At 69.8% G+C, this 25,583-nt stretch carries 18 protein-coding genes; 11 read left to right on the top strand and 7 right to left on the bottom strand.

All coding sequences use genetic code 11. From position 1 onward, the window contains the following. Window positions 1-71 precede the first annotated feature (71 nt). Together POL67_RS02365 and POL67_RS02360 are read right to left on the bottom strand one after the other, a co-directional pair. Entirely contained in the window at window positions 72-2,684 is a 2,613-nt protein-coding gene (locus tag POL67_RS02365) for a CehA/McbA family metallohydrolase (protein ID WP_271915108.1), read from the bottom strand. 119 nt (window positions 2,685-2,803) lie between these two features. After that, the gene (locus POL67_RS02360) at window positions 2,804-6,904 is read right to left on the bottom strand and encodes a transglutaminase domain-containing protein (RefSeq protein ID WP_271915106.1); all 4,101 of its coding nucleotides are present in this window, start codon (window positions 6,902-6,904) and stop codon (window positions 2,804-2,806) included. Between the two features lie 94 nt (window positions 6,905-6,998). Between POL67_RS02360 and POL67_RS02355 the strand changes: the two genes are divergently transcribed. From POL67_RS02355 to POL67_RS02345, 3 genes are all read left to right on the top strand, one after another. Next, window positions 6,999-7,484, top strand: a complete 486-nt coding sequence (locus POL67_RS02355; protein ID WP_271915105.1) for a hypothetical protein — start codon at window positions 6,999-7,001, stop codon at window positions 7,482-7,484. A 66-nt stretch (window positions 7,485-7,550) separates the two neighbouring features. Further along, complete coding sequence (locus POL67_RS02350; protein ID WP_271915103.1) at window positions 7,551-7,973, top strand: hemerythrin domain-containing protein; 423 nt, start codon at window positions 7,551-7,553, stop codon at window positions 7,971-7,973. A gap of 52 nt (window positions 7,974-8,025) precedes the next feature. Next, the gene (locus POL67_RS02345; RefSeq protein WP_271915101.1) at window positions 8,026-9,930 is read left to right on the top strand and encodes a serine/threonine-protein kinase; all 1,905 of its coding nucleotides are present in this window, start codon (window positions 8,026-8,028) and stop codon (window positions 9,928-9,930) included. 94 nt (window positions 9,931-10,024) lie between these two features. Here the strand turns inward: POL67_RS02345 and dnaK are convergent, their stop codons facing one another. Continuing rightward, window positions 10,025-11,929: a molecular chaperone DnaK gene (dnaK, locus tag POL67_RS02340; RefSeq protein ID WP_271915099.1), complete on the bottom strand. Its 1,905-nt coding sequence runs from the start codon at window positions 11,927-11,929 to the stop codon at window positions 10,025-10,027. Window positions 11,930-12,257: 328 nt separating this feature from the next. On the opposite strand from dnaK, the gene rpmE reads away from it, so the two are divergent. The 6 genes from rpmE to POL67_RS02310 all read left to right on the top strand — a co-directional run bounded on the left by rpmE (window position 12,258) and on the right by POL67_RS02310 (window position 16,297). Next, the gene (gene rpmE / locus POL67_RS02335; protein ID WP_271915097.1) at window positions 12,258-12,470 is read left to right on the top strand and encodes a 50S ribosomal protein L31; all 213 of its coding nucleotides are present in this window, start codon (window positions 12,258-12,260) and stop codon (window positions 12,468-12,470) included. A gap of 102 nt (window positions 12,471-12,572) precedes the next feature. Next, on the top strand, window positions 12,573-13,742 hold the full coding sequence (locus POL67_RS02330) for a DUF1385 domain-containing protein (protein WP_271915095.1): 1,170 nt from the start codon (window positions 12,573-12,575) through the stop codon (window positions 13,740-13,742). A gap of 16 nt (window positions 13,743-13,758) precedes the next feature. After that, window positions 13,759-14,850 (top strand): peptide chain release factor 1, encoded by a 1,092-nt coding sequence (gene prfA, locus POL67_RS02325; RefSeq protein WP_271915094.1) that lies wholly within the window; start codon window positions 13,759-13,761, stop codon window positions 14,848-14,850. Further along, entirely contained in the window at window positions 14,847-15,428 is a 582-nt protein-coding gene (locus tag POL67_RS02320; protein ID WP_271915092.1) for a hypothetical protein, read from the top strand. Before prfA ends, POL67_RS02320 begins: the two co-directional genes overlap by 4 nt. A gap of 30 nt (window positions 15,429-15,458) precedes the next feature. Further along, a complete protein-coding gene (locus POL67_RS02315; RefSeq protein WP_271915090.1) occupies window positions 15,459-15,797 on the top strand; it encodes a histidine triad nucleotide-binding protein in 339 nt (112 codons plus the stop codon). 17 nt (window positions 15,798-15,814) lie between these two features. Beyond that, the gene (locus tag POL67_RS02310; RefSeq protein WP_271915088.1) at window positions 15,815-16,297 is read left to right on the top strand and encodes a dirigent protein; all 483 of its coding nucleotides are present in this window, start codon (window positions 15,815-15,817) and stop codon (window positions 16,295-16,297) included. 12 nt (window positions 16,298-16,309) lie between these two features. Here the strand turns inward: POL67_RS02310 and POL67_RS02305 are convergent, their stop codons facing one another. The 3 genes from POL67_RS02305 to asd are packed head-to-tail and all read right to left on the bottom strand — an operon-like array spanning window position 16,310 to window position 21,173. Then, the gene (locus POL67_RS02305) at window positions 16,310-18,346 is read right to left on the bottom strand and encodes an FAD-binding oxidoreductase (RefSeq protein ID WP_271915086.1); all 2,037 of its coding nucleotides are present in this window, start codon (window positions 18,344-18,346) and stop codon (window positions 16,310-16,312) included. Then, a complete protein-coding gene (locus POL67_RS02300; RefSeq protein ID WP_271915084.1) occupies window positions 18,343-20,337 on the bottom strand; it encodes a methyltransferase domain-containing protein in 1,995 nt (664 codons plus the stop codon). The genes POL67_RS02305 and POL67_RS02300 overlap by 4 nt, the downstream gene beginning before the upstream one ends. Beyond that, window positions 20,334-21,173: an archaetidylserine decarboxylase gene (asd, locus tag POL67_RS02295; protein ID WP_271915082.1), complete on the bottom strand. Its 840-nt coding sequence runs from the start codon at window positions 21,171-21,173 to the stop codon at window positions 20,334-20,336. Before asd ends, POL67_RS02300 begins: the two co-directional genes overlap by 4 nt. A gap of 390 nt (window positions 21,174-21,563) precedes the next feature. Between asd and POL67_RS02290 the strand changes: the two genes are divergently transcribed. Both POL67_RS02290 and POL67_RS02285 read left to right on the top strand, forming a co-directional pair. Further along, window positions 21,564-22,409, top strand: a complete 846-nt coding sequence (locus POL67_RS02290) for an MBL fold metallo-hydrolase (protein WP_271915080.1) — start codon at window positions 21,564-21,566, stop codon at window positions 22,407-22,409. A gap of 89 nt (window positions 22,410-22,498) precedes the next feature. Further along, window positions 22,499-24,046 (top strand): sigma-54-dependent Fis family transcriptional regulator, encoded by a 1,548-nt coding sequence (locus POL67_RS02285; RefSeq protein WP_271915079.1) that lies wholly within the window; start codon window positions 22,499-22,501, stop codon window positions 24,044-24,046. A gap of 9 nt (window positions 24,047-24,055) precedes the next feature. On the opposite strand, the gene POL67_RS02280 is transcribed toward POL67_RS02285, so the two are convergent. Beyond that, a complete protein-coding gene (locus POL67_RS02280) occupies window positions 24,056-25,576 on the bottom strand; it encodes a hypothetical protein (RefSeq protein ID WP_271915077.1) in 1,521 nt (506 codons plus the stop codon). Window positions 25,577-25,583: the final 7 nt, after the last annotated feature.

Here is a 25,583-nt window from a genome sequence, read left to right as displayed (position 1 = left end):
TACGCGCGGTTTCGTGTCCCCCCCGCCCGAGCCACCGGGCGGGGACGAGCAATGCCGCGCAGACGGCCGCTTCAGGGCGTCAGGAAAAACGGATTCGACGCCGCGAACGGCCTTCGCCCGGGATGCAGCGGCGCGAGGTCTCCGTCGCCCTTCGCGTGGAACATCACCCAGTTTCTCGGGCGCGACGGGTCCAGCGTCACGGTGACCTGATGGACGAATTTCTTCGACGGGCCGGCCCAGCCATCCACCGGCACGAGTGGCTCCGTCGACACCGTCTTCCCATTCACGATCGTCTCCAGCGTGCTCGCATCCACCCAGCTCGCCGACTCGATCGTGAGCGTGAACGTCGCCATCCCACCCGCGCCGGTCTGCACCATCTGCCCAGGCTTTTCCCCATTCGGGCCCGCCGCCGTCATGAAGAGGCCGCCGCTGATCGTCGCCGAACCATTCCCGACCGCGTCACGCACGAGGAGCTTCGTCAGCTTCGTCGGGTCGTCGTGCCCGAAGGGCAGGCACGTCCGCGGATACCCCACCGGGCTCGTCCGCAGATAATGGCTGTCGGAGCTGCCCACGGCCCACACCGTCATCCCCGCCTCCAGGAGCGCGAACCAATCGGCGACCGAGTCCTTCCGGTTCGCCTCGAAATCGGAGTCGTTGAAGACCTCGATCGCGTCGAAATCGTCGCTCCAGAACCCGTCGCGGCCCTTGCCCGTCTTCCGGTCGAGCCCCGCCGCGCTGAAATAGGCGCCGAATCCGCCGCCGCTCGGGTGGTTCACGATGAGCACGGGGTTGTCGGGGAGCGCGCGCACGAGCGCGAAGACGTCCTTCGGGTCTTTGCCGATCCAGTCGACCGCGCCGTTGTTCGCCTTCGTCAGGTCCGGCGTCATCGGCAGCACGCCGAAATGACCCCACGTGAACGTCGTCAGCTCCTCCGACGCCATCCCGAACGCCCATTGCGTCAGGCCCATGTCCTGGATCAACGGCTGGAAATCCGCGACCCACTCGTGCTCGCTCGACACCGGGATGTCGAGCCCGTCGGCGATCGCGCTCCGCACCTTCTGCACGATCCGGTCGCTCGAGTCCGCCGAGAACTGCGAATGAATGTGGAAATCGGCGCACATCACGCCCGTCGAGTCCACCGAATGCACGAGGTTCGCCGGGACCTCCAGCGTCTCGCCCGCCGCGACCGTCACGTCCGTCGAGAGCAGCTCCCATTCGTAGCCACGCGACACGATCACCGTATGCTCGCCCGGCGGCACCGCCACCGTCGCATTCCCGTCCATCGCGAAGACCTGGTGCAATCGGCCGTTCACCTCGTCGGGCACGCCGAACGCCTCGGGCGCCGCGGCGAGCACGTCCTTCGGCACGACCTGCACGCGCACCGGCAGCGCCACGCCCGTCGCCGTGTCCTTCGCGACCACGTGAATCGTGCCGTTCGGATCGAGCGGAATCGTCGCCGTCGCCTCGTTCGCCCCGACCCCGAAGCCCGCGTGCGGCGCATATCCCTGCTTCTGCGGCACGAGCGTCACGGACGCGCCCGGCGGCGCGTGCACCACGAACGCGCCTTCCGAATCCGTCCGCGTCCGGCTCAAATACGCGCCGTCCGCGCCCACCGCGTGCAGCCACGCCGAAGCGATTCCGTTGCCCTGCGCGTCCTCGACCTTCCCTTTGATCTCGCGCCACGGCGCCTCGCCGGCGACGCGCCGCACCGCCTCGGCAAGGCCGTCGTAATCAGGCCCGCCCGCGATGATGTCCGCCCGATCGATCGACTTCGCCGAGCAAGCCTCGACGACGAAGCCAGGACCATAAAAGAGCGAGAAGCCGCTGACCGTCAGGCCATACGCGAGTTCGTGGTCGGGAATGCGGTACGCGAATCCGAAATCGCCGCCGTCGAAGCCCGCCCACGCGACGCGCCCCTTGGGCTCCGCGAACCCGAACTCCTGCGTCACGAGCTGCGCGTTGCTGGAATGGAAGAAGCCGAGCAGCTCGTCCGGATCCGGGCGCTCCACGCCGAGGTCGAGCGGCTCGTTTGTCGCATTGACCACGCCCATGCGCATCGTGACGCGCTCCTCCCCCGGCCGGAGCACGTAATCGTAGACCGCTTCGAGCTCGTATGTCCGCGGGAACAGATACGAGAGCGGCCCCTGCATGAACGGGATCTTCGAGAGCTTGCCCGCGACCCGCACGATGGCCTCGCCGCCGTCCGAGCCGTCCTTCAGCACCGTGACGCTCGTCGGATCGATCATCTCGACCGAGATCCCGCTCAGCGTCTCGTTGTACATCGACACGCCCGTCGGCTTGCCTTCGGCGTTCGCCTTGTCGATCGAGAGGATCTCGCCGCCGAAGCGCGCATACCCGTCGGAGAAATCCTTGTCCTCGATGAACACGACGATCTTGTCGTTCGCGAGGACGAAATCCCCCGGCTCGATCCGCTGCCGGCCATGCCCCGGCTGCGCGATGCCCGCGAGCTCGGTGACCTTGCCGGCGCGCGCCTGCCCCGCCGCCTTGGCCCCGAACGGGTCCTTGTGCCCGCTCGGATCCCCGGCCTCGAACTTCAGGGCCGAGCAGTCGGTGGCCCCAGGCGGCTCCTCGTCGGTGCCACTGCACGCGGCGACGAGTGGCATCTGAACGAGGACGCAGAGAAGGGCACGAAAGGAAGGCGCGGCAAGCGAAGGACAACGCATGAGACCTCCTCGCGAGGCGGGGGACGCCCGACCTCCATGGATATCTCTACGTTTTGGTGACGATCTTGTGAAGTCTTTCCGGCAGCGCGCGCCGGTCGTTGGGGCTCAAAACGAAGCGCTCATCGCGAGGGCTTCTCCGCCGTCTTTTGTGGTGCCGTCTTGCTTGCGTCCCCGGGCACGAGCCGCACGACCCGGTGCATCAGGCCGTCGACCCGCTGCAACCACGCGCGCCATTTCGTGTACTTGTCGACCGAGATCGTCGACAGATCGAACACGAGCGTGCGCTTCACGACGACCGCGCCGCCCTCGCCCGGAGAGAACTCGATCTTCGCGCGCCCGAACTCGCCGCCCGCCTCTTCACCACCCGGCGGCAGCTCCGCGAAGACGTACCCCTCGGGCGGGACGATCGTGATCGCGCGGGTCTCGTGCCGCGGCGCGAGGGACGGCGGGAGCACCACCGGCAGCGTGCGCGACGAGAGCGGCGCGAGCTGCGACGTGAGCGTCGCCGTGTCGCTCACCGGCACCACGAGCTCGTTTCCTTCGCGCCGCGCGATGCCCTGGCTCGTCGCCTCGTACGAGAGCTTCGCCGCGCCGCCCGGCAGCGCGCCGTCGAAGCCGACCTCGCCCTTGAGCTCCACGCCGGGCACCCACTTGCCCGTGAGGTACGTCTCGGCCCATTGCTTGCGCGCGTCGGGCTCGACGAGGTTCGTGCGCAGCTCGAACGCCGCATCGCCCACGTGCCGCTCGTTCGCGGTGAGCTTGCCGCGCCCCTGCGTGTCGAGCTCGATCCGCCACTCGGCGTCGATGCCGTGATCGTCGGGCGAGCTCGCGGGCGTCTCGATCATCTTCGCGGGGCCGTCGTCGATGAAGAACGCGAGCGTGCGCGCATCCATCGCCGGCAGCGGTCCGAGGCGGCTCTGCGGGCTCGTCGCGTCGAGCCACATCGCCGGCGCGCCGTCCTTCGCGGGCAGGTACGCGATGCCGTGATCGAACATCGGCACGGCGACCTTCTCGCTCCGAAGCAACATCGACTGCCCCGTGTACCGCGTCTGCACGAGCACCTCGGTCGCCTCGATGCCGATCGCCTTGAGCAGCGTGATGAGCAGCATCGCCTTGTCGTCGCAGTCGCCTTGCTTGCGCGCGAGCGAGATCTGCGGGCGGTTCGGCAGCCACGCCTCGCCCGAGACGTAGTTCACGTACCGGATCGAGTCGGCGACATAGTCGAAGACCGCGCGGATCTTCTCGTCGCGTGTCTTCTTGCCCTTCGTGAGCTCGGCCGCGAGCTCCTTGATGCGCTCGTCGGGCGTGGAGAAACCCTCGATCGCGCTCTTGTACCAGGTCCGGAAATCGCCCCAGCCCGCGAACGTCGAGCCCACCACGACGGGCACCGTCTCCGCGATCGGCGGCGCGAGCGGCTCGTCACGCACGTTCGTCGGGTTGTCCCATACGAAGCGCTTGATCACGCGGTCGCCGACGGTCTTCGTCTCCGCCCGATCGGCCTTGCCGTTGATCACGTCGACGGCGAGCGGCGAGGCCGCGGGCGAGTCGACGACGACCTCGTTGAAGAGGATCGGCCGCGTATCCATCGAGCCCACGTAGTCGATGAAGTAGAACGGCGCATCGCCGCGCCGGCCCACGGGATCACGCGTCCACGAGCGCACCGCGATCTCGACGACGTCGCCCGACGAGAGCTTCGGCCAGCGCACGTACGCGCCACGCCCGCCGCCGCCTTGCTCCTCGGGCAGCGCGATCGAGCCGTCCTTGCGGTGCACGCGCGCGAAGAGCAGCTCCGTGCGATCGCCCTCGGTCGGGATGTCCGGCTCGTAGAGGTCACTCTCCGTGCGCGGCTCGACCACGATCTCGCGCGCGTAATGCATGAGCTGCGAGACGCGCCGATCCGCGTGGTACGTCACGACGCGCGTCCAGTGGAGCTGCCGATCGAAGACCTCGCCCTTCTTCGCGGGGTTCGCCTTGGCCCGCGCGAGAAAGACGCTCGGCTGCACGATCGACTGCTCGTCGGGCATCGTCGTCTTGCCCTGCGGCGTGCGCGTGCGGAGCGCGATCTCCGCCTTGCGTTGCTGATCCGTCGGCTCGAGCGCGAGCGCCCGCGCAAGCGCCTCGGTCACGCGCTCGGCCGGCTCCGACGGCGGTTTGCCCTGCCGCGCCTCGTCCGCCAGCACCGCGGTCCGCGCGGCCGCGAGCCCGTCGAACGCCGACGCCTTGTTCGGCGAGACCAGGGTCGCCACGTAATACACTTCGCGCGCCCAGGCGTTCCTGCCCGCTTCGAGGAGCTGCCCCCCGATCGCCACGAGCTCGTCGGCCGATCGCTGGTGCGCGAGGCTCTCGGCCGCGGCGCGCTCGAGCTCCGCGCCGCCCTGCACCCGGAACGCCGACACGTAGCGGCTGTCCCGCGCGCCCGCGCGTTGCTCCACGAGCTTGCGCGCCGCGAGCAGCGCCGTCTGCGGATCGGACCGCGACACCGAGGAGAGCTCGGCCCACACGGCCGTCGGCGCGCGCCCGCGATCCTCGCCCGACATCGCCATGAGCTCGTCGCGATGCGCCCGGTACGCGCCCTGCGCGCCCATCTGCGAGCGCCCCGCGATCTTGAGCAGCCGCGCTTCGAGGTCCGTCGCGGTGGAGAGCGGCGCCTCGCGGACACGCGCGATCGCCCAGTCGGGGTAACGCGCCGCGAGCGACGATTCGAAGAGCCGCCGCTGCGCGAACGCCGCCGTCGCGTCGTCACTCGCAGCCTTGCCGCGCTCGAACGCGAGGTTCAGCCGCTCGCTCCGCTCCGCGCCGAACGGCGAGACGTACCCCGCGAGCGCGAGCAGGTCGGGCGGCGTCTCCTTCGCTCGCAACGCGGCTTCGAGCAGCCCCGGCGCGCGCGGCGAACGCGCGTCCTCCGCGCCCCCGAGCGTCCGCAGGATCGCCGCCCGCAGCGCCACATCCGGGCTCGGATTCGCGCCCACGTCGAGGCCGACTTCGAGCTGCGTTTTTACACGCGTGACGCCCTTCGGCGGCTTGATCTCCGCAGCCACGCGCGCCTCCTTCGCCGGATCCACTTTCCCTGCTTTGCCCGGCTTCTTCTCCGCGGCCGCGGGCAGCACCACGTTCGTGATGTCCGACGACGACGACACCGTGACCGGCGCGCCCACTTCATCCGTGAAGCGCAAGCGCACGCGCCCCTCGTCCGAGGTCGCGCCCGAGCAGACCTTCACCGCGACGAGGTGCGGCCCCGGCGCAGGCTCGATCTGCGCCGCCAGCCGATCCAGCACGAGGCGCGGATGCACCTCCTCGCTCATCACGACATCGGCGCCGTCCCAGAGCAGCCGCACCTTGCCCGTCGACGCCACGTGCACGAGCACGGGCTTCTGCGCCTGGCCCGCGGGCGGGTTCGGGAAAACGACCTTCGACGCGAGATACGTGCAGCTCTCGGCGCGCGGATGCACGTAGAGGTCGAGCGGAACACCCCGCCACGTCGACGACTGCGGCAGGATGCGCCGCCACGCGACGTCGTACACGCCCCACGAATACCGCGCCGCCGCGTCATTGAACTTCTGCCCCGGCGCCTCCGGCCCTTCCTTGTCGCGGATGCCTTCGCCCTTGTCCTGGAACGGTCCCAGGATCGCCATCGACCGCACGAGCCCGCTCGTGTCGGGCGCGACGTCGTACGCGATCGACTTCGATCCGGCCCACGCAGCCCCCGCCGGGCTCGGCGTGAGCCACGCCGCGAGCGCCCGCGCATCCCCCGCGACGGGCGACTTCGTCGCGGCCACCGCGCGCAGCCCCCCGCGCACCTTTCCGAGCGTCGCGCGCTCATCGAGCGTCGTCGCCACGAGCAGCCCCGCGAGCGCATCCGGCCCGCCCGCCGTGGCGCGCTGGATCGCGAAATCCACCATCGGATCCGGCTGCGCCGCCGTCCACCGCGTCGGCGCCTTGGGCAAGGACGGCTGCGCGCTCGCACCTTTGTCCTGGACGCGCTTGTCCTTGTCCTGGACGCGCTTGTCGGTGTCCTGGACGCGCTTGTCCTTGTCCTGGACGCCCGCGGCGGGCTTCTTTGCCGCCGCGGCATCGGGCTTTTTCCCGGGCGATTGCGCGAGCGCCGTGCTCGAGACGAGCCCGAGCGTGATCACCCACGCGATGCCCCTCTTCCACGACGCCCCGGCGCGCAGACGTCGTGTTCCCTCGCCGATGGCCTGCGCGATCGAAGACCTTTCCATGGGTACCTCGATGCATAGCGCGGTCGCTCGGAGGGAGCGAGTCTCTCGGTCCGGTTCTTGGCCCACCACGCCGCGCGCCTCTACCCTCCCGCGCATGCGCCGCGTCTCTCGTTTGATCGCTGCCCTCGCGCTCGCCTTGACCGCCTCGCTCGCGCCCGCTTCGAGCGCGTTCGCGCGCGGCAAGGCCACCGTCGAGTGGACCCGCGTCGACGCCCCGGAAGGAAAAGACGGCGACCGGATCGCCCGCACCCTTCGCAACCTCCTCAAAGAGGCCAGCCGCAAGGCCGATTTCGGCAAATCCGGCAAGGTCGCGCTCCGCGCCAAGATCACCGAGTACGTCGTCGAGAAGAAGGGCGACGTGCTGCGCATCCGCTGCACCGTCATCGGCCGCGTCGAGGGCGGCGCAAGCGCCAAGAGCCGGATCTCCTTCGGTGGCGACCCGAACGACCCGAAGGCCCTCGAGAAACAAGTCCTCACGATGGTCGCGCAGGGCGTCACGAGCCGCCTGGCCGCGATCGCCCGCTCCCGCGCCGAGGCCGAGGAAAAAAAGAAAAACGCGGCCCGTGAGGCCGAGGACTAGAACACGACGCGTTTCGGTTTCGCCTCTCGACCCTCGCGGCAAATTGATTTAGTCCAGGGAGTCGACATGGAATACGACCGCATGCTCGCGACCCTCTTCGAGGAAGAGGACCGCGCGCGCGAGATGGCGAGCAAGCTGATGAAGGTCTCCCAGGAGTCGCGCGAAGCGTCCTCCGCGGAGCGCCAAAGCCTCGTCGCCTTCCTCAAGGGCCCGATGGAGCGGCATATGGCGTACGAGGAGCGCGCCGTCTTCCCGCAGCTCGACCGCCGCGGCCTCGGCGCCGAGGTGCAAGTCGCCCTGCGTCACCACGCGATGATCCGCGAAGACGCCGAGAAGCTCGCCGCCGCGAAGCCCGGTGACGACGTGAGCCAGCTCATCTTCGACGTGGCGCGCCGCATGCTGCACCACACGAACTTCGAGGGAGACTACATCTACCCCGAGCTCACCTACGAAGCCTGGCGGGACCTCATGAAGGAGACCGCGGGGTGAACGCCGCGCTCTCGACATCTGCCCCGGGCGCCACGTACTCTGTGGGTTCCTGATGAGCCTCGAGGCAGGCCGCGTCCTCAGCACCCGCTACCGGCTCGTCCGACCCCTCGGGCAGGGCTCGCAAGGGGCCGTGTGGATCGCGGATCACCTCGCGCTCAACACCGAAGTCGCGGTCAAGCTCATCGACCCCGAGCTCGCGAAGCGCGAAGACGCGCTCGAGCGCTTCAAGCGCGAAGCCACCGCCGCCGCGCAACTCCGCAGCGCCCACGTCGTCCAGATCCTCGATCACGGCATCGACGAAGGGCAGCCCTTCATCGTGATGGAGCTGCTCGACGGCGAAGACCTGTTCGAGCGGCTCAACAAGCGCGGTCGGCTCTCGCTGCGCGAGACGTCGAAGGTCATCACGCAGGTCTGCCGCGCCCTCGCGCGCGCGCACGCCGCGGGCATCGTGCACCGCGATCTCAAGCCCGAGAACGTCTTCCTCTGCAACAACGAGGACGACGAGGTCGTGAAGGTGCTCGACTTCGGCGTCGCGAAGGTGACCGACCCGGCGAAGGCCACGATGCAGCGCACCAACGTCGGTACGCTCATCGGCACGCCGCACTACATGAGCCCCGAGCAGGTCAAGGGCATCTCGGAGATCGATGCTCGCACCGATCTCTGGGCGATCGGCGTGATCGCCTACCAGTGCGTCGTCGGCGAGCTGCCCTTCGACAGCGAAGGCGTCGGCGATCTGCTCATCAAGATCTCGGTCGCCGAACCACCCGTGCCCTCGAAGGTCTGGAGAGGCGTCCCGTCCCAGTTCGACGCGTGGTTCGCGAAGGCCTGCGACAAGGACCCGAACAAACGCTTTCAAAGCGCGCGTGAGCTCGCCGAGGCCCTCGCCCGCGTCGTCGCCTCCGTGCCCGAAGCGATGCGCGGCGAGCTGCCGCCGCGGCCCGCGTCGATCCGACCGCCGCCCGTCGCGCCCACGTCGGCGCCCGGCACGCCCGCGCCCACGAGCGCGAAGCCGAAGAGCGCGAAGGCGCCGGCGTTGCCCCCGCGCGCGACCGCGTCCCCAGCAAAACCGCCCCCGCGCGCCGAGCGCGCCAAGACGGAGCTGCTCGACCCCGCCGATGTCGAGGTCCTCGCCGACCACACGCCGCACGCCCCCGCCTCCGAGGACATCGACGACTTCGAGTTCGACTTCGACGACGAGCCGCCGGTCGTCGTCTCCACGGCGCCGCCCCCCGTCGTCGCGAGAGCGCTCGCGACGGCGACGCCCGCGCCCGCGCCGAAGGTCGCATCCGGCGTGCGCGCGCCGATGCCGTCGCCCGTCACGCAGCCCCCACAAGCCGCGCAGCCCGCGCAACGCGGGAGCGCGCCGCCGCCACAGTCGCAGCCGCAGCTTGCCGCGAACCCGTTCCTGACCGACCTCGGCGCGCCCGTCCTGCCCGCAGGCCTGCTCGATGCCCCCGCGGCCCGGCCCTCGGCCCCGGCGCCGGAGCCCGTGCAGGCGAGGATCCCGCGGCATCCCGCGCCGATCACGGCGCCCGGCGTGGACAGCGGCGATCGGATCTCGGCGCCCCCCGAGATCGACGGCTCGCGCCGCAAGCGCATCCTCGCGTTCGTCGGCGTGGCGTTCGTCCTGGCCGCGGGCGGCATCGCCTACGTCGTGGTCCGATCGAACATGCTCCCGCCCGGCCCTGTCCCGGCCGCGTCGGCGCCGCCTCCGCCCGAGCCCATCGAGCCGCCGGCCGTGGTGGCCGTCCCCTCGCCCACGGCGAGCTTCGGCTCGCCGATGCCGACCACGAAAAAGGGCACGGGCAAGACGGGGGGGACGACGAAGAAGACGACGTCCCCCGCGAACACGTCCAAGACGACCCCGACGGCGACGGCCAAGCAGCCGGATCCTCCGCCCGAGGACGGCACGATCGTCATCCCGGATCCGCCGAGCGAAGTCCCTCCCGCGGACTGATCCAAAAGGAAAAACCCCGCAACCGCAGGACGCGGCGCGGGGTTTTTCGAGACGCCCCGGCGTGTTCTCGCCGGGGCGTCCTCGTTTCGAAGGATCAGGAGCCTTCTTCGAACTCCGCGTCGATGACGCCGTCCTTGCCCTTGCCACCGGCGGGCGGGGGCGGCGCGCCGCCGTTGCCGGGGGGCGGACCGGCCTGCGGACCGGCCTTCTCGTACATCACGCTCGCGATGCGGTGCATCTCCTTCTCGAGCTTCTCGAGCGAGGTCTGCACGGCCGCGTCGTCCTGCTTCTCGATCGCCTGGCGCGCCTCGGCCACGATGCCGTTCAGCGCGGACACGTCGCTCTCGGGCAGCTTGTCCTTGTTGTCGGCGACGGTCTTCTCGATCTGGTAGCAGAGGTTGTCGAGCTTGTTGCGCCGCTCGATCTCCTCGCGACGACGCTTGTCCTCGGCCTCGTGCTCGGAGGCCTCGCGGACCATGCGCTGGATCTCGTCCTCCTTGAGACCACCGGAGGCCGTGATCGTGATGCGCTGATCCTTGCCCGTCGCCATGTCCTTCGCGTGCACGCTCAGGATGCCGTTCGCGTCGATGTCGAACGTCACCTCGATCTTCGGCACGCCGCGCGGCGCCGGCATGATGCCTTCCAGGTGGAAGCGGCCCAGCGTGCGGTTATACCGCGCCTCGGTGCGCTCGCCTTGCAGCACGTGCACCTCGACGGAGGGCTGGCTGTCGGTCGCCGTCGAGAACGTCTCCTTCTTCTGCGTCGGGATCGTCGTGTTGCGCTGGATCATCGGCGTCATCACGCCGCCGAGCGTCTCGACGCCGAGCGAGAGCGGGGTGACGTCGAGCAGCACGAGGTCCTTCACGTCGCCGGAGAGCACGCCCGCCTGCACCGCGGCGCCGACGGCCACGACCTCGTCCGGGTTCACGCCCTTGTGCGGCTCTTTGCCGAAGAACTTCTTCACCGTCTCCTGCACGAGCGGGATGCGGGTCGAGCCGCCGACGAGCACGACCTCGTCGATCTGCTGCGGCGTCTTCTTCGCGTCCGAGAGCGCCTTGCGCACGGGCTCCATCGTCCGCTCGATGAGCGGCCGGATCATCTGCTCGAGCTTCGCGCGGCTGAGCTGCTTCTGCAGGTGCTTCGGGCCCGACGCGTCGGCCGTGAGGAAGGGCAGGTTGATCGTCGTCTCCTGCACGTTCGAGAGCTCGATCTTCGCCTGCTCGGCCGCGTCCTTCAGGCGCTGCACGACCATCTTGTCGGCCGCGACGTCGATGCCCGTGTCCTTCTTGAACTCGGCGATCAGCCAATCCATCACGAGGTGGTCGACGTCGTCGCCGCCGAGGTGCGTGTCGCCGTTCGTCGAGATGACCTGCACGACGTTGTCGCCGACCTCGAGGATCGAGATGTCGAACGTGCCGCCGCCGAAGTCGTAGACCGCGATGACCTCGTCGTTCTTCTTGTCGAGGCCGTACGCGAGCGCGGCCGCGGTCGGCTCGTTGACGATGCGCTTGACTTCGAGGCCGGCGATGCGGCCGGCGTCCTTCGTCGCCTGGCGCTGCGAGTCGTTGAAGTACGCGGGGACCGTGATGACCGCCTCGGTCACCTTCTCGCCGAGGTAGTCCTCCGCCGCCTTCTTCAGCTTCTGCAGGACCTTCGCCGAGACCTCCGGCGGCGAGTTTTGCTTGCCGCGGATCTCGAGGATGGCGTCGCCGTTCTTGCCCTTGATGACCTTGTACGGGACGCGCTTGACCTCTTCGCTCACTTCTTCGAAGCGGCGGCCCACGAAGCGCTTCGCCGAGTAGATCGTGTTCAGCGGGTTCGTGACCGCCTGGCGCTTCGCGATCTGCCCGACGAGCACCTCGCCCTTGTCATCGAACGCGACGACCGACGGAGTGATCCGTGAGCCCTCCTCGTTGACGATGACCTTGGGCTCCTTGCCCTCCATCACCGCGACAACGCTGTTCGTCGTGCCGAGATCGATGCCGATGATCTTGCCCATGGAACCTTTTCCTCCGAGACGGTCGCGCACGAAATTCGGCGCGTGCGAGGCAGAGCGGCCGGGGAGAGCCTGCCCGGAAAACGCTACGTAGATGAGCCGGAAACCTCTGAAATTCTTCCTGTTTCTCGAGTCGCTCCGGCTTCGCGGGTCGCTTTGGCGTCGAAAGTAACCACACCCCCCATCACGTCAACGGAAGCGCTGGCAGAACCCGGAAAAATCCATGCCCGGGTCGGGGCGCCCCGGAAGAACCTGCCCGTCTTGATGACCGTCCCTTGCGATCTCCGGAAGGTGCGTGCTAAGAGGCTCGGCCCTTCTCGGAGGAAGCGCCATGAAGCAAGGCATCCACCCCAACTACGTCATGTCGACGATCAACTGCGCCTGCGGCTCGGTCGTCGTTACCCGTTCGACCCGCGGCAGCTTCACCACCGACATCTGCTCCGCGTGCCACCCGTTCTATACGGGCAAGGCGAAGGTCATGGACGTCGCCGGTCGCGTCGACCGCTTCCGCAAGAAGTACGGGCAGACGCAAAAGGCGACCTGATTCCGCGCGGAATCTCATATTCCGCCTATCTCCCCCCGTGGGGCGCCCGCTCTGCGGGGGGGCGCCTCCCACTCGGGTACTTCCCGCGCTAGAGTCTTCCCGATGAGCCAGGAAGTCGCGCGCCCGTACATCGGCGGGCAAGCCGTGATCGAAGGGGTCATGATGAGATCCCCTCGCTCGCTCTCCATCGTGTGCCGAAGGCGTTCGGGTGAGCTCGTGGTCCGTGAAAGGGCCGCGCCCACACTCGCCCAGGGCCCACGCACCTGGCCGCTCGTACGCGGCATGGTCACCGTCGTCGAGTCCCTCAAGCTCGGCTCGCAAGCCTTGCGCTGGTCAGCCGATCTCTACGAGCAAGACTTAGATGACGATGGGGGCTCCGCTCGGCAAAGCCGAGCTACGCCCCCAAACCCCCACGACGACGACAAGCCGAAGTCGAAGAAGACGCCGCCGTCGGCGAGCAACGTCCTCACGGCGCTCTCGCTCCCGATCCTCTCGCTCGTCACCTCGGGCGGAGAGGCGGCCCCGTCCACGGGGAGCAAGGGCGCGGGCGGGTTCGGGTTCATCTCGATCCTGTTCGCCGTGGGCCTGTTCGTCGCGGCCCCGCAGGCCGGCGCCGAGGGCATCAACAAGCTCTTCGACCTCGGTCTCCCCATCGGCTCGCCGGGCTTCCAGGCGCTCACGGGCGCGGCGAAGCTCCTCATCGTCGTCGGCTACATGCTGCTCATCCGGCAGGTCGCCGAGATCCGCCGCGTGTTCCAGTACCACGGCGCCGAACACAAGGCGATTTCGACCTACGAGGCCCACGAAGAGCTCACGGTCGAGAACGCGGCCAAGAAGACCACGCTCCACGCGCGCTGCGGCACCACGTTCCTCGTGATGGTCGCGCTCGTGTCGATCCTCGTCTTCTCGGCGATCGGCGCGTTCCTCCCGACGATCCCGGGCGGACGTCTCGCGCAGAGCGTGGGCTTCTTCTTCATGAAGCTGCCCTTCCTGCCGTTCATCGCGGCCATCACCTACGAGCTGCAGCGCTTCTTCGCGCGCTTCTGCACGGTGGGCCCGCTGCAAGTGCTGCTCTGGCCGGGCTTCCTCGTCCAGAAGATCACGACCGCGGAGCCCGAGCACGCGCAGCTCGAGGTGGCGCTCGCCTCGCTCCGCGCGACGCTCTGGCGCGAAGCCGCGGCCCAGGGCGCGCCGGCCGAGGTGCCCGACCGCGTCTTCCCCGATTACGGCCGACTCCTCGCGGACCCGGGCTACGTCGGCGCGCGCGTCTGAGTTCGGAACGACCCCCATGTTGCCGATCGCGAAGCTCGAAGCCGTGGCGCGGCGCTTCCGGGAGCTCGAGCACTTGCTCTGCTCGCCCGAGGTGCTCGCCGATCACGCGAAGCTGCAAAAGCTCAACAAGGAGCGCACGGACCTCGAGCCCGTCGTGGCGCAGTTCGCGCGCCTGAACGACATCGAGCGTCGCATCGCGGAGGACCGCGAGGTGCTCACCGATCCGGAGCTCGGTGAGCTCGCGCGGGCCGAGCTGCCCGAGCTCGAAGCCGAGCGCGAGACGATCGCGAACGAGCTCGAATTGCTCCTCCTGCCGAAGGATCCGAACGACGCGAAGAACACGATCGTCGAGATCCGCAGCGGCGAGGGCGGCGAGGAGGCGGCGCTCTTCGCAGCCGACGTCTTCCGCATGATCGTGCGGTACGGCGAGACGAAGCGCTGGAAGGTCGAGATCCTCAGCGTGAGCGAGGCCTCGGCCGGCGGGTACAAAGAGGTCATCGCGCTCGTCACGGGCCAGGATGTCTATTCGCACCTGCGTTACGAGGGCGGCGTGCACCGCGTGCAGCGCGTGCCCGCGACCGAGGCGCAAGGCCGGATCCACACGTCGACCGCGACGGTCGCGGTGCTGCCCGAGGCCGACGACGTCGACGTGCAGATCGACGACAAGGATCTCGACATCTCGATCGCGGCCTCCGGCGGCCCCGGCGGCCAGGGCGTGAACACGACGAACAGCGCCGTGCAGATCCGCCACATCCCGTCGGGGATCATCGTGAAGTGCCAGGACGAGCGCTCACAGCTCAAGAACAAGGCGAAGGCGCTCAAGGTGCTGAAGAGCCGCCTGCTCGACATCGAGCGCAAGCGGCAGGAAGAGGCGCTCTCCGCCGAGCGGCGCACGATGGTCGGCTCGGCCGAGCGATCGCAGAAGATCCGCACCTACAACTACCCGCAGAACCGCGTCACCGATCACCGCATCGGCCTCACGCTGCACAAGCTCGATCGCATCATGGACGGTGACATCGACGAGCTCATCGCCGCACTGCGCACGCATCGCCAGGCCGAGCTCCTGAAGCAGGGCGGCGCGGAGGCTCGCCCCGCCGAGCTCGAATGATCACGCGGCCCGACCTCGAGGCGCTGCTCGTCGCGCTCGTGCTCGTCCCGGGGACGTACTCGCGCAACCGCTTCTTCGCGCTCTACACCGACCCCGAGGCGGCCCACGCCCGCCGCCGCGCAAAGCTCCTCCGCAGCGTCGTCGCCGAGGTCACGCAGAGCGACCCCGCGCGCCGCGGGCACATCGTCGCGATCGACGAACGCGACGACGGCGGCGCGACGTTCACGTACGTCGTGCCCTCGTTGAACCTGCGCCGCACGACGACGCTCTCCGAGCTCGAGCTCGCGATCGTGCGCTACGCCCTCGCGCACCGCGCGGGCTCGATCGCGCCCGCGACGCCGCCCGACGAAAAGGCATTCGCGCCGCTCGGCGAGGACGATCCGGTGCGCGCGCGCATCGAGGACACGCTGCGCAAGCTCGCGCCCGATCTCGCCGCGCTCACGTCGAGCGGCCCGCTCGCCGCGGACGAACCCGACGACCTCGACGAACCGTGTGATCCGGACGAGCGGGACGAGACCTCGGCGTCTGGAGTGCCTTCCGGTCTTTCTTCTTTACCCGAGGGAGCGACCGAGCGATAAGGCGAGCTTCGTGCATCCGGGGAGGACGAGATGTGCATCTTCTGCAAGGTCGCGAAGAAAGAGATCCCGGCGAGGATCGTGCTCGAGGATGATGATCTCGTCGCGTTCCACGACATCAACCCCGTAGCGCCGATCCACGTCCTCGTGATTCCCAAGCAGCACATCACGGGGATCGGCGACGTGACCGACGAGCACGCGCTGGTGCTCGGCAAGCTCCTCGTCGCGGCGCGGCGCATCGCCGAGGACGCGGGGCTTTTGCAATCGGGTTTCCGCGTCGTCATCAATCACGGCCAGCACGCGGGGCAGACCGTGCATCACGTCCACGTGCACGTGCTCGGAGGCCGGCTGCTCGCGTGGCCGCCGGGCTGATCGAGGCGAGGAAGACGATGCGTAGAGCATTCTTTATGGTTTGCCTGGCCGTATCGACCACGCTCGTGGGCTGCGGCGACGAGAGCAACGGGCAGCCGGCGCCCCACTACGTCAGGAAGACGATCGAGCTCGTCGAGCACGTCGAAAACGAGACGGTCACGCACACCGACGCGGAGAAGGTGGATTCGGTCGGCGACATCCTCACGTTCGCGAACCCGGTCTTCGACAAGGCGAACGCAAAGCAGGTCGCCACCGACCAGGGGTATTGCATCCGCACCGAGGTCGGGAAGTCCTGGGAGTGCGAATGGACGATGTTCCTCGAGGACGGCCAGATCTCGGTCGCTGGGCCGTTCTATGACACGGAGGAGTCCGAGCTCGCCATCACGGGCGGCACGGGCGCCTACGAGCAAGCGAGCGGTGAGATGCACCTCGGCTTCCGGGACGTGCCGCCGCCGAAGGTCGAATACGATTTCGTGTACCACGTGATCGTCCCTTATTGAGGGACGTCCCCGTCAATCGACGCGCGAGGCGGCCTCGGCCATTCGATCGATCCAGGCCGCCTCGACCTCCCCGAGCGGCGGATTGCGTTCGAGGCGCGCGTCGAGCGGGTGCGGGCGGGTGAGCGGATCGCGGGAATGCGCGCGCAAATGCGCCGAGCGGATCACGCCGGCGCGGCCGTTCATACCGAAGAAGAGCGCGAAGAGGTCGGGGCCGACGGCGCGGCGCGGCGACGGGCGCACCTCGAATTCGACGCCGGAGCGAAGGCGCGCAGTGAAGCCGGCGACGAGGTGATCGGCCGGATCGAGCCACGGATCGGGCGCGCCGGGGGCACCCCGCGAGAGCCAGGCATCCACGGTCGTCGCGGCGAGGTCAGGCGCGCCTTTGCCGAGCCCGAGCGTGAGCCCAGACCGCGCGAGGAACGTCTCCACGTCGGCGAGCGTGGCCTCGCCGCTCGCATGGACGAGGAGCGAGGCGCGGTCGAGCGTGAGGCTTTGGGGCGGCGGCGGGACGGGGCGGCGTTCGGGCGGATCACGCGGCAGGAGGTTGCCGGGGTTCATGATGCCGCGCGGGTCGAGGACGTGCCGCAGGGCGTGCACGACGTCGATGCCGCGGCCGAGCTCGGCCCCGAGGCGCGGCGCCTTGCTGCGCCCGACGCCGTGGTGATGCGAAAGCGTGCCGCCCGCGCCGATCGCCGCGTCGAGCGCGGTGCGCCAGGTCCAATCGTAGATGGATTCCATCGCCGCGGGCGTGGGCGCGCTGCCGGCGAACGTGAAATAGATGCTGCAGCCGTCCGGATAGGCGTGCGAGAGGTGCGCCATGACGAAGACGTTCTTGCCGAGCGCCTCGCGGACCGCGCGGTAAAGCTCGCCGAGGCGCGACCACGGGGCCGCGACCTCCATCGTGTCGCTGAAGGCACCGGCCATGAAGACCGGCGATTGCCGATAACTCACGCTGTACCGATGCGAGAGCCAATGCCGCGCCGGCCCCTCGCCGAGGTCGCGCGCGCCGCTCGCGAGCGCGATTTGCTTCGCCCGGGCAAAATCCGCCTCGCTCTGCGCGGCTTGCCCCTCGAAGACGAGGATCAACGTGGCGCCGCCGAGCCAATCCGACGGCGCCGCGTCGACGATCCGATTGAGCACGCCCGGACGGCGCAGGATCCGTCGCAGGACGGCCGCGCCAAACCCGGCGCCCTCGCCCCTCTCTTCGAGCGTCTTTTTCGGCCCGGCATGTTTGCCCCGGCGCACGGATCCGAGCCGGGCGATGAACGAATCGAACACGTCGTAGAGGCGCGCGACGGCGGGGCGGATCCCGCTCTGGAACATCTGCCGCATCGCCTCCCAGCCGGCCTCGACCGTGGGGAACGAAAACGCGCCGAACGCGCGCGCCGCCGGGGCGGCGTGCAGCCGGAGCCGCGCGGAGGTGACCACGCCGAGCACGCCCTCGCTGCCGATGATGAGCGGCGTCGCGTCGGGTCCGTGGAGGCGGCGATCGAAGCGAACGATCTCGCCTTCGCCGACGACGCATTCGAGCGAGGCGACCATGTCCTCGATCTTGCCGTACAGCCCGGAGCATTGCCCCGCGCTGCGGGCCGCGACCCAGCCGCCGACCGTCGAGCAGAGGATCGACGAGGGGAAATGGCCGAGCGTATGGCCCGCCGCATTGAGATCCTCCTCCAGGCGGATCCCCAGCGCGCCGGCCTCGACGTCGAGCACGCCCGCCTCGGCGTCGAGCCGCCGGACGCGATCGAGGCGTTTCAGATCAAGGACGACCGTGCGTTCATCCGGCAAGACGCCGCCGCACACGCCCGAGCCCGCGCCGAACGGGACGAGCGGAATGCCTTCCTTGGCGCAGAAACGGACGACGGAGGCGACGTCCTCCGTCGTGTTTGGCCAGACGACCACGCCGGGCCGGTGCTCGGCGATGCGACCGTCGGAGACGGCGAGGTGATGGCGCGGCCAGAGGTCACGCGCGTACGCGATGCGATCGACCGGCGAGGCCGAGACCGTGAGGTTCGGCAGGGCCTGACCGAGCGCCGCTTCGAGGTTCACTTGCGCTCGGCCACGATGACGAGCCGCGGCGACTCCGAGCCGAAAAAGACGCCCGGATGCGCGGGGTGGCCGGTGACCTCGACGACCTTGAAATCGGCGTCGTGCATCATCTTGCCGATCTCGTGCAAGGCGTAGAGGCGGAGCGAATACTCGATTTCACGCGCGCGGCCGTCGTCGAACATGGCCGTGCGCTTGACCTTGAGGCGGCTCGAGAAGAAATCGACCTGCATCTCATCCATGCACACGCAGCCGTCGCCCTCGAACCAGACGAGGCTCGGCTGGCGAGGGGCCACGTAATCACGGTTGATGATGTCGAGGACGAGGATGCCGCCGATGCGCAAAGCGCGGTGCATGCGACGGAGGACGTCGAGGTTCTTCTCGTCGTCGAAATACCCAAAGCTCGTCGACCAGCAATACAGGCCGTCGAAGACCTGGTCGAACGCCATTTCCCGCATGTCGCCCTGCAGGAAATTGAGCTTTTGTGCGCGGCCCTGCGCCTCGTCGGCCGCGAGCGCGAGCATGTTGAGCGAGAGGTCGTAGCCGACGACGCCATATCCGCGGCTCGCGAGCTCCACGGCATGCTGGCCGGTGCCGCAGGCGAGGTCGAGGATCGTCGCGCCCTTCTCCAGGCCGAGGCACGATTCGATGAAATCAGCCTCGCGACGGATCACCTTGGCGTCGGTGCGATCCATCGTGCGGATCATGTCGTCGTCGAAGAGGTCCTCCCACCAGGGGCGCTGACGGCGGCGGCTCGGCTCGGGCAGGCTGATCGGCTTGGAAGGCGCCGAGGCCGCAGGCGGCGGGGTCGCCTGCGCGGCGGGCGGAGGCGGCGGGCCCTTCGGCGGCGGGAGCGAGGTCGCCGCAGCGGCCGGCACGACGTCGGGGACCGTCGGCGCTTGACGTCTCGGCGGCGGCGGCGGGGGCGGCGGCTTCTTGGGCGCGGACGCCTGCTGCGCGTCGGTGGGAGCAGACCCCTTCGCCTCGGAGACACGCTCGGGCTCGATCTCCTCGAACGCATCGACCTCGTCCGCCCTGGCCTCCTCGGCGACCGCGGAGACGACGTCGTCGTCCGCCTCCTCCTCGGCGACCTCGACCACGAGCTCCGGCGCCGATTCGAGCGGCTTTTTCCGCGGGGCCGCCTCGAGCGCCTCGATCGGCGTGACCGGCGTATCCATCGCGGGGCGAGGCGGAGCGGCGGGCGGCGGCGCGAACGCCACGGTCTGCGCCTGCTCGGCCGCGAACTGCGCGGTGATGACCGCGACCTCGGGCGGGCGCGGCGTCCAGCCCTCCTCGACGAGCTCCTCCCCGGGGAGCTTGGCCGGCGGGACCCACGAGCCCCGCGGCTTCGACGTCGCCTCCGCCGCGGGCATCGCGGGCGGCGGCTCCGAATAGACCTTGACGGGCGGCAGATCGTCGCCGACCGAGAGGATCCGCATCGGCTGGATGACCTCGGCGTCGCTCGCACCCGGCGCAGGGAGCGGCTCGGGCGGCGCGGCTTCGGCCACGGGCTCCGGCCCCGGCGTCGCCGTGTCGTCCAGCAGCGCGGGTTGCCCCTCGGACGCGGGCATCGTGTCGTCCTCGGTCTTCACCGCGCGGCGCGAGCGACGGCGCGGCAGCGGCGGGGACGCCGCACGGTCCGGCTCCGCGGCGGCGGCGGCCGGCGTCTCCGTGGACGTTTCGATCTGAGGAACGGCAGGCGCGGGAGGCACGGCGGACACGGCGGGCGCGGCGGGCGGGTTCGACGCGCGGGGCGGCGGGACGTTGGTGTTCGGGCGCGGCGGCGGAGACGAGCCGCTCACGGGCACGCGCGAGGGGCGCGGCGGCGCCGGGACGCTGCCCCCCGGGCGGGGCGGAAGGGGGCGTGGCGATCCCCCGTCCACGCTCCCCGCGGCACCGGCGACGCCCGAGACGCCGGGAGGGTGCCCGTCGATCCCGTTCGAGGTTTGCGTCGCCGTGGAATCTTCAATCCCGCGGGGAGGTGTGTCGTTCATCGGCTGTCTGCTCCGTGCAGCGACTCGCCCATCCGAATCGGACCGCCCTGGATCCCCCAGGGACGGGCCTTGCCTGGCTCGACGAAGATGACGGCGGTCGAGCCGAGATGGAACATGCCGATCTCGTCCCCGCGCTTGACGGCGTACCCCGGCTCGAGCCGGTGCTCGCCGAAGGGAACGTCGCGCGCGTCGATCCCGCTCACCGTGATACGACCGACGATCATCGCGGCGACCATCACCACGGTGACGCGCCCGTGCGCCTCCGTGTCGATGCAGATCGAGACGCGGCGGTTCACCGAGAAGAGCTTCGGCACGTGCATCTCGCCGACCGAGTTGACCGGGAAGTACTCGCCGGGGAACGAGCGCACGAGCGAGATCGTACCGCCCGCGGGAGCGTGCACGCGGTGGTAGTCGCGTGGGCTCAGGTAGACGATCGCGAACTGGCCGCCCTCGTAGCGGCGCGCGTCGTCGGCGTCGCCGACGAGGTCGAGGGCAGTGTAGTCCTTGCCCTTCACCCGGAAGACTCCGTCTCGTTCGATGATCCCGAACGAGTCGATGCGCCCGTCGGCGGGGCTGACGAGGGCGCCCTCGTCGGGGCAGAGAGGACGCGCGCCGTCGCGTAACGGGCGCGTGAAGAAGGCGTCGAAGGACGAGAAGCCCCCGTCGGGGGTCACGGCTTCGGCCATGTCGACACGATAGGCGCGGGCGTAGATCCCGACCACAGCGGACGTGACCGCTTGGGGCATCGGGAGGTCGCAAAGCCGGCCTACGGCCTTGGTAATGCGCTCGCGCGGGAGCACACGCAGGATCTGAGCGGCAGCGTACGTAGCGATCATCGTTGAGATCGGAAAAAGTCGGCCTGGCGGAGCTTAGGCACCGGGCGGGATTAGGGTCAACGGCGGAGCGCGACCGCGGCACAGGTTTTCACGGGGTTTCACTCGTACGACCCTGCTGCCTGACGCAAGGCTGTGTACGCTCGGACGTCTGGCTCGTGAGGCGCGCGTGTGTTCGGACCAACATGACGGCCCCTCTCCGCCTCGTCAACGTGGACGGGCGCCCGGAGGCGGGCGCCGCGGGCGGGGGCGATCCGTTTCGGCGCGGCACCGCTCGGTCTTGGTGCAGTGCCGGAGGCCTCTCCTCGCGATCCGCGGGAAAAGGGCGGGATTTCGCGACGGCACGCTCCTCGCAAAGGGGAAGCGTCGAAGGCAACGACGAGGAGGCATCACATGGAGATCACGTTCTGGGGTGTTCGCGGCAGCATTGCTTCTCCGGGTCCGGACACGATCGGCGTCGGCGGCAACACGAGCTGCGTCGAGGTCCGCTGCGGCTCGACGAAGATCATCCTCGACGCGGGCACGGGCATCCGCGCGCTCGGCGACAAGCTCCTGCGCGAGGGGTCGGTCGAGGCGTCGCTGCTCCTCTCGCACGTCCACTGGGACCACATCCAGGGCATCCCCTTCTTCGTCCCTGCGTACGTGCCGTCGTCGCAGATCCAGGTGATCGGCAGCGCGAACGGCGTGATGTCGCTGCGCGACGCGCTCGCCTACCAGATGACGGCGCCGGTGTTCCCGGTGCGGCTCGACCAGCTCGGCGCGAAGATCGACTGGCGCGAGGTCCGCAGCGGCGAGCGCTTTCAGATCAACGACGTCGTCGTCCGCGTGGCGCGGCAGAACCACCCGGGCGGCTCGTTCGCCTACCGCCTCGACTGGAACGGCCGGAGCGTCGTGTACGCGACGGACACCGAGCACTTCGCGTGTATCGATCCCGAGCTCTACGCGCTCTCGCGGGGCGCCGACGTCCTGATCTACGACTCGCAGTACACGCCCGACGAGTACCGCGGCACGGCGCCGGGCAACTCCAAGGTCGGCTGGGGTCACTCGACGTACGTGGCCGGCGTGGAGCTCGCGAAGGCCGCGGGGGTCGGGCAGTACGTGCTGTTCCACCACGACCCGCGCCGCTCGGACGCGGGGGTCGCGGACCTCGAGCAGAGGACGCGTGAGCTCTTCCCGAACGCCGTCGCCGCGCGCGAGGGCATGGTCATCGGCCTCGACTCCATCGCCAGGGCGGCCTGATGGGCCTTCCCGCGCTCCGTGTCCGAGACGAGCCGTCGATGGTGACGGCGGCGGCGTGGCACCTTATGCTCGAGCTCGCCCCAGGCTCCATGTCGCGCCTCTCTCTCCTCGTTGATCTCGCATCGCTCCTCGCGCGCGAGGTCGACCTCGACGCGCTCCTCGGCACCGCGTGCGAACGCCTCGCCCAGGCGATGTTCGCCGACCGCGCGACGATCTGGCTCGTCGACGCCGAGCAAGGCGACCTCGTGACGCGCGTGGCACTCCTGCCCGAGCTGCCTGCGCTGAGGCTCCCGCTCGGCCGCGGCATCGCGGGATACGTGGCCCGCACGGGTGAGGTCGTGCGCGTCGACGACGCCTCGACCGACGCGCGCTTCGATCCGACGGCGGACCGGGCCACGGGCTACACGACGCGCTCGATGCTGGTCGCGCCGATCCGCGAGGAGGCGCGCGCGCCGGTGCGCGGCGTGGTGCAGCTCCTCAACAAGCAGGTCGGTGGCAGCTTCGACGACGAGGACGAGCGGTACCTCGTCGCGCTCGCGAGCCAGCTCGCCCGCGCGTTCACGATGACCACGCTGCGCGCGGCCGACGGGGGAAACCCCGGCCTCGTGCTGCAAGGGCCCTTCAACCGCATCGTCGGCCGCAGCGCGCCGATCACGGCCGTCTACGAGAAGATCCAGCTCGCCGCGCAGACCGACGCGACGGTGCTTTTGCGTGGCGAGACGGGCACCGGCAAGGGCCTGTTCGCCCGCGCCATCCACGTGAACTCGCGGCGCCAGGCGCGCCCGTTCGTCACGGTCGACTGCACGACCCTGCCCGCGCAGCTCGTCGAGAGCGAGCTCTTCGGCCACGAGCGTGGCGCGTTCACCGGCGCCGATCGGCGCGTCCCGGGCAAGGTCGAGCTCGCCGAAGGCGGCACCTTGTTCCTCGACGAGCTCGGCGACCTGCCGCTCGACATCCAGGGCAAGCTCCTCCGATTCCTTCAAGATCGTACGTTCGAGCGGGTCGGCGGGCGCAACACGATGCGCGGCGACGTGCGCGTCGTGTGCGCGACGCACCGCGATCTGGAGACCGCCGTCGCCGAGGGACGCTTCCGAGAGGACCTCTACTACCGCGTGCGTGTCGTGGAGATCGAGCTGCCGCCGCTCCGGACGCGCGGGCGTGAGGAGATCGAGGCGCTCGCGCGGCACTTCGCCGACGTCTATGCGCAGCGCTACAGCCGGCCGAGCCCCACGTTCGATCCGGCCGCGCTCCTGGCCATCGGCAGCCACACCTGGCCGGGCAACGTGCGCGAGCTCGAGCACTGGATCGAGAGCGCGATCGCCCTCGCGCCCGACGGCCGCATCACGCCGGCGCACCTACCCCAACGCAGGCGCCCGACGACGATCTCCGATGGACGATCGAGCGGCGAGGAGGAGGTCCGCCTGCCGCTCCACCTCTCGCTCGACGACGCGATCGAGCGGTACGTTGGCTCGGTCGTGGCCGCGTGTGACGGCAACAAGACCGAGGCCGCGCGCAGGCTCGGCGTCGGTCGAAACACGATCGCGCGCGCCCTCTCGCGCCGCCACGGCGGAGGCCCGACCTCGCGCGGGCCGGACTCGCTCCTCGGCGGCTCGCACAGCCGCGGCGACGACGACTGACGGACGTTCCTAGCGAGGCATGCGGCGCGCGGCCTCGCAGATCGCCGCGCGGATCGCGTCCTTCGGAAGCTCCGGCGCGGCCTTCTCCTCGCACGCCACCGCGGGCTCGAGCGGATCGAGCGCGATGCCGAAACGGAACGGGCGATCGAGATCACTCGTGTCCGGGTGCAGGAGTCCGTTCAGCGAGTGCCACCGCCCGAAGCGGTTGTACACGTCGTCGATGCGCTCCACGAGCGGCGCGGCGTTCTGCGTGTCGCCCATCGCGAGCAACGACTCCGCGAGGTGGCATCGCACGGAGGCCTCGTGCGGGATGAGCGCGTGCGCGCGCGCCCGCTCGATCGACGCCGCGCGCGCGTGCCCTCGGCCCTGCAGAAGCTCACCGAGACGAATGCGCCGCGCGATCTCCTTCACGTTCGCTGGCATCGCGCCGGGCTCGAGCTCCTGCGGCAGGTCCTTCGGCAGGCTCGTGATGTGCGCGCGCCAGCGCTTCACCCACGTCTGGAAGTCTGCGGCGCTCACCTCGGCGATCGCCTGTTCGAAGTCCTTCGAGCTCTCGGCCGCCTTGAGCCGCACCACGAGCTGCGGCAGCGCCTCGTCTCCTGCCTCGCGCGCCCAGTACCGCACGAAGCTCGCCACCTCGGCGAACGCCACCTGCGCCTGCTCCGCCGACGGTAGCATCGCGATGGACGGCCCGATCTTGTCGAGCTCCACGCCGAGCCCCTTGTCGAGGCCCACGCGCGCGACCACGTCGATCGGCGGGAAATCGTCGAGCGGCTCCTTCTCGCGCCACCGCACCTCTTGCCGCTTCGCCACGCCCTCCTGCAGCCAGAGCGGCGCCTTGTCGCGCGTGCCGCGCGTGAGCGCGAGGTGCGTCAGCTCGTGCGCCAGCGTGTCGAGCCACGCGTAGCCGTTCGTCGTCGCGCGCGGCGAGATCATCGTCACGCGCCCCCACTTCGCCACGGCCACCGTGCCCGTCGTCTGCGCCGCCTCCTCGGGCAAACCCGTCATCGCCGCGAGCGTGAACTGATCTCGCACGAGATCGATCCGCATCGGCAAAGGCAGCTCCACGCCGAGGTCCTTCGCCAGGTTCTCGCGTGCCCGCAGCGCCACATCGACGATCAGCGGCACGAGCGCGCGATCCTCGTCGTCCTGCAGCCGCACGACGACGCCGCGCTCGTCGTCGCGCACCGTCAACGTCCCGGCCGTCGCGCGCGCGCATCCACGCGACACGTCGCCGAGGTCCATCGCCTCCGGCCGGTTCGTCAGGTCCGGCCGCGAGAGCACGGCCACGGCCCCGTCGCAGTCGCCCTCGTAGAGCCGAAGGCGCGCCGTTTCGAGCGCGAGCGCCGTGTCCGACGTGTCCGCGCCGTCCAAGATCTTGCGCGCTGCCGCGACGTCGAGCTCCAGCGTCGCTTCCCGCGCGCGCCGCGCCCGATCCAGATCACCGAGCAGCGGCACGTACGCCTCGCTCGACGCCGCGACGCTCATCGACGTCACGACCGCGAGCGCGCCCATCACAACCTTCCGCATCGCGACC

This window comes from Polyangium mundeleinium (genome assembly GCF_028369105.1).
Classification (GTDB): Bacteria; Myxococcota_A; Polyangia; order Polyangiales; family Polyangiaceae; genus Polyangium; species Polyangium mundeleinium.
This window is presented reverse-complemented; position numbering and strand designations above follow the sequence as displayed.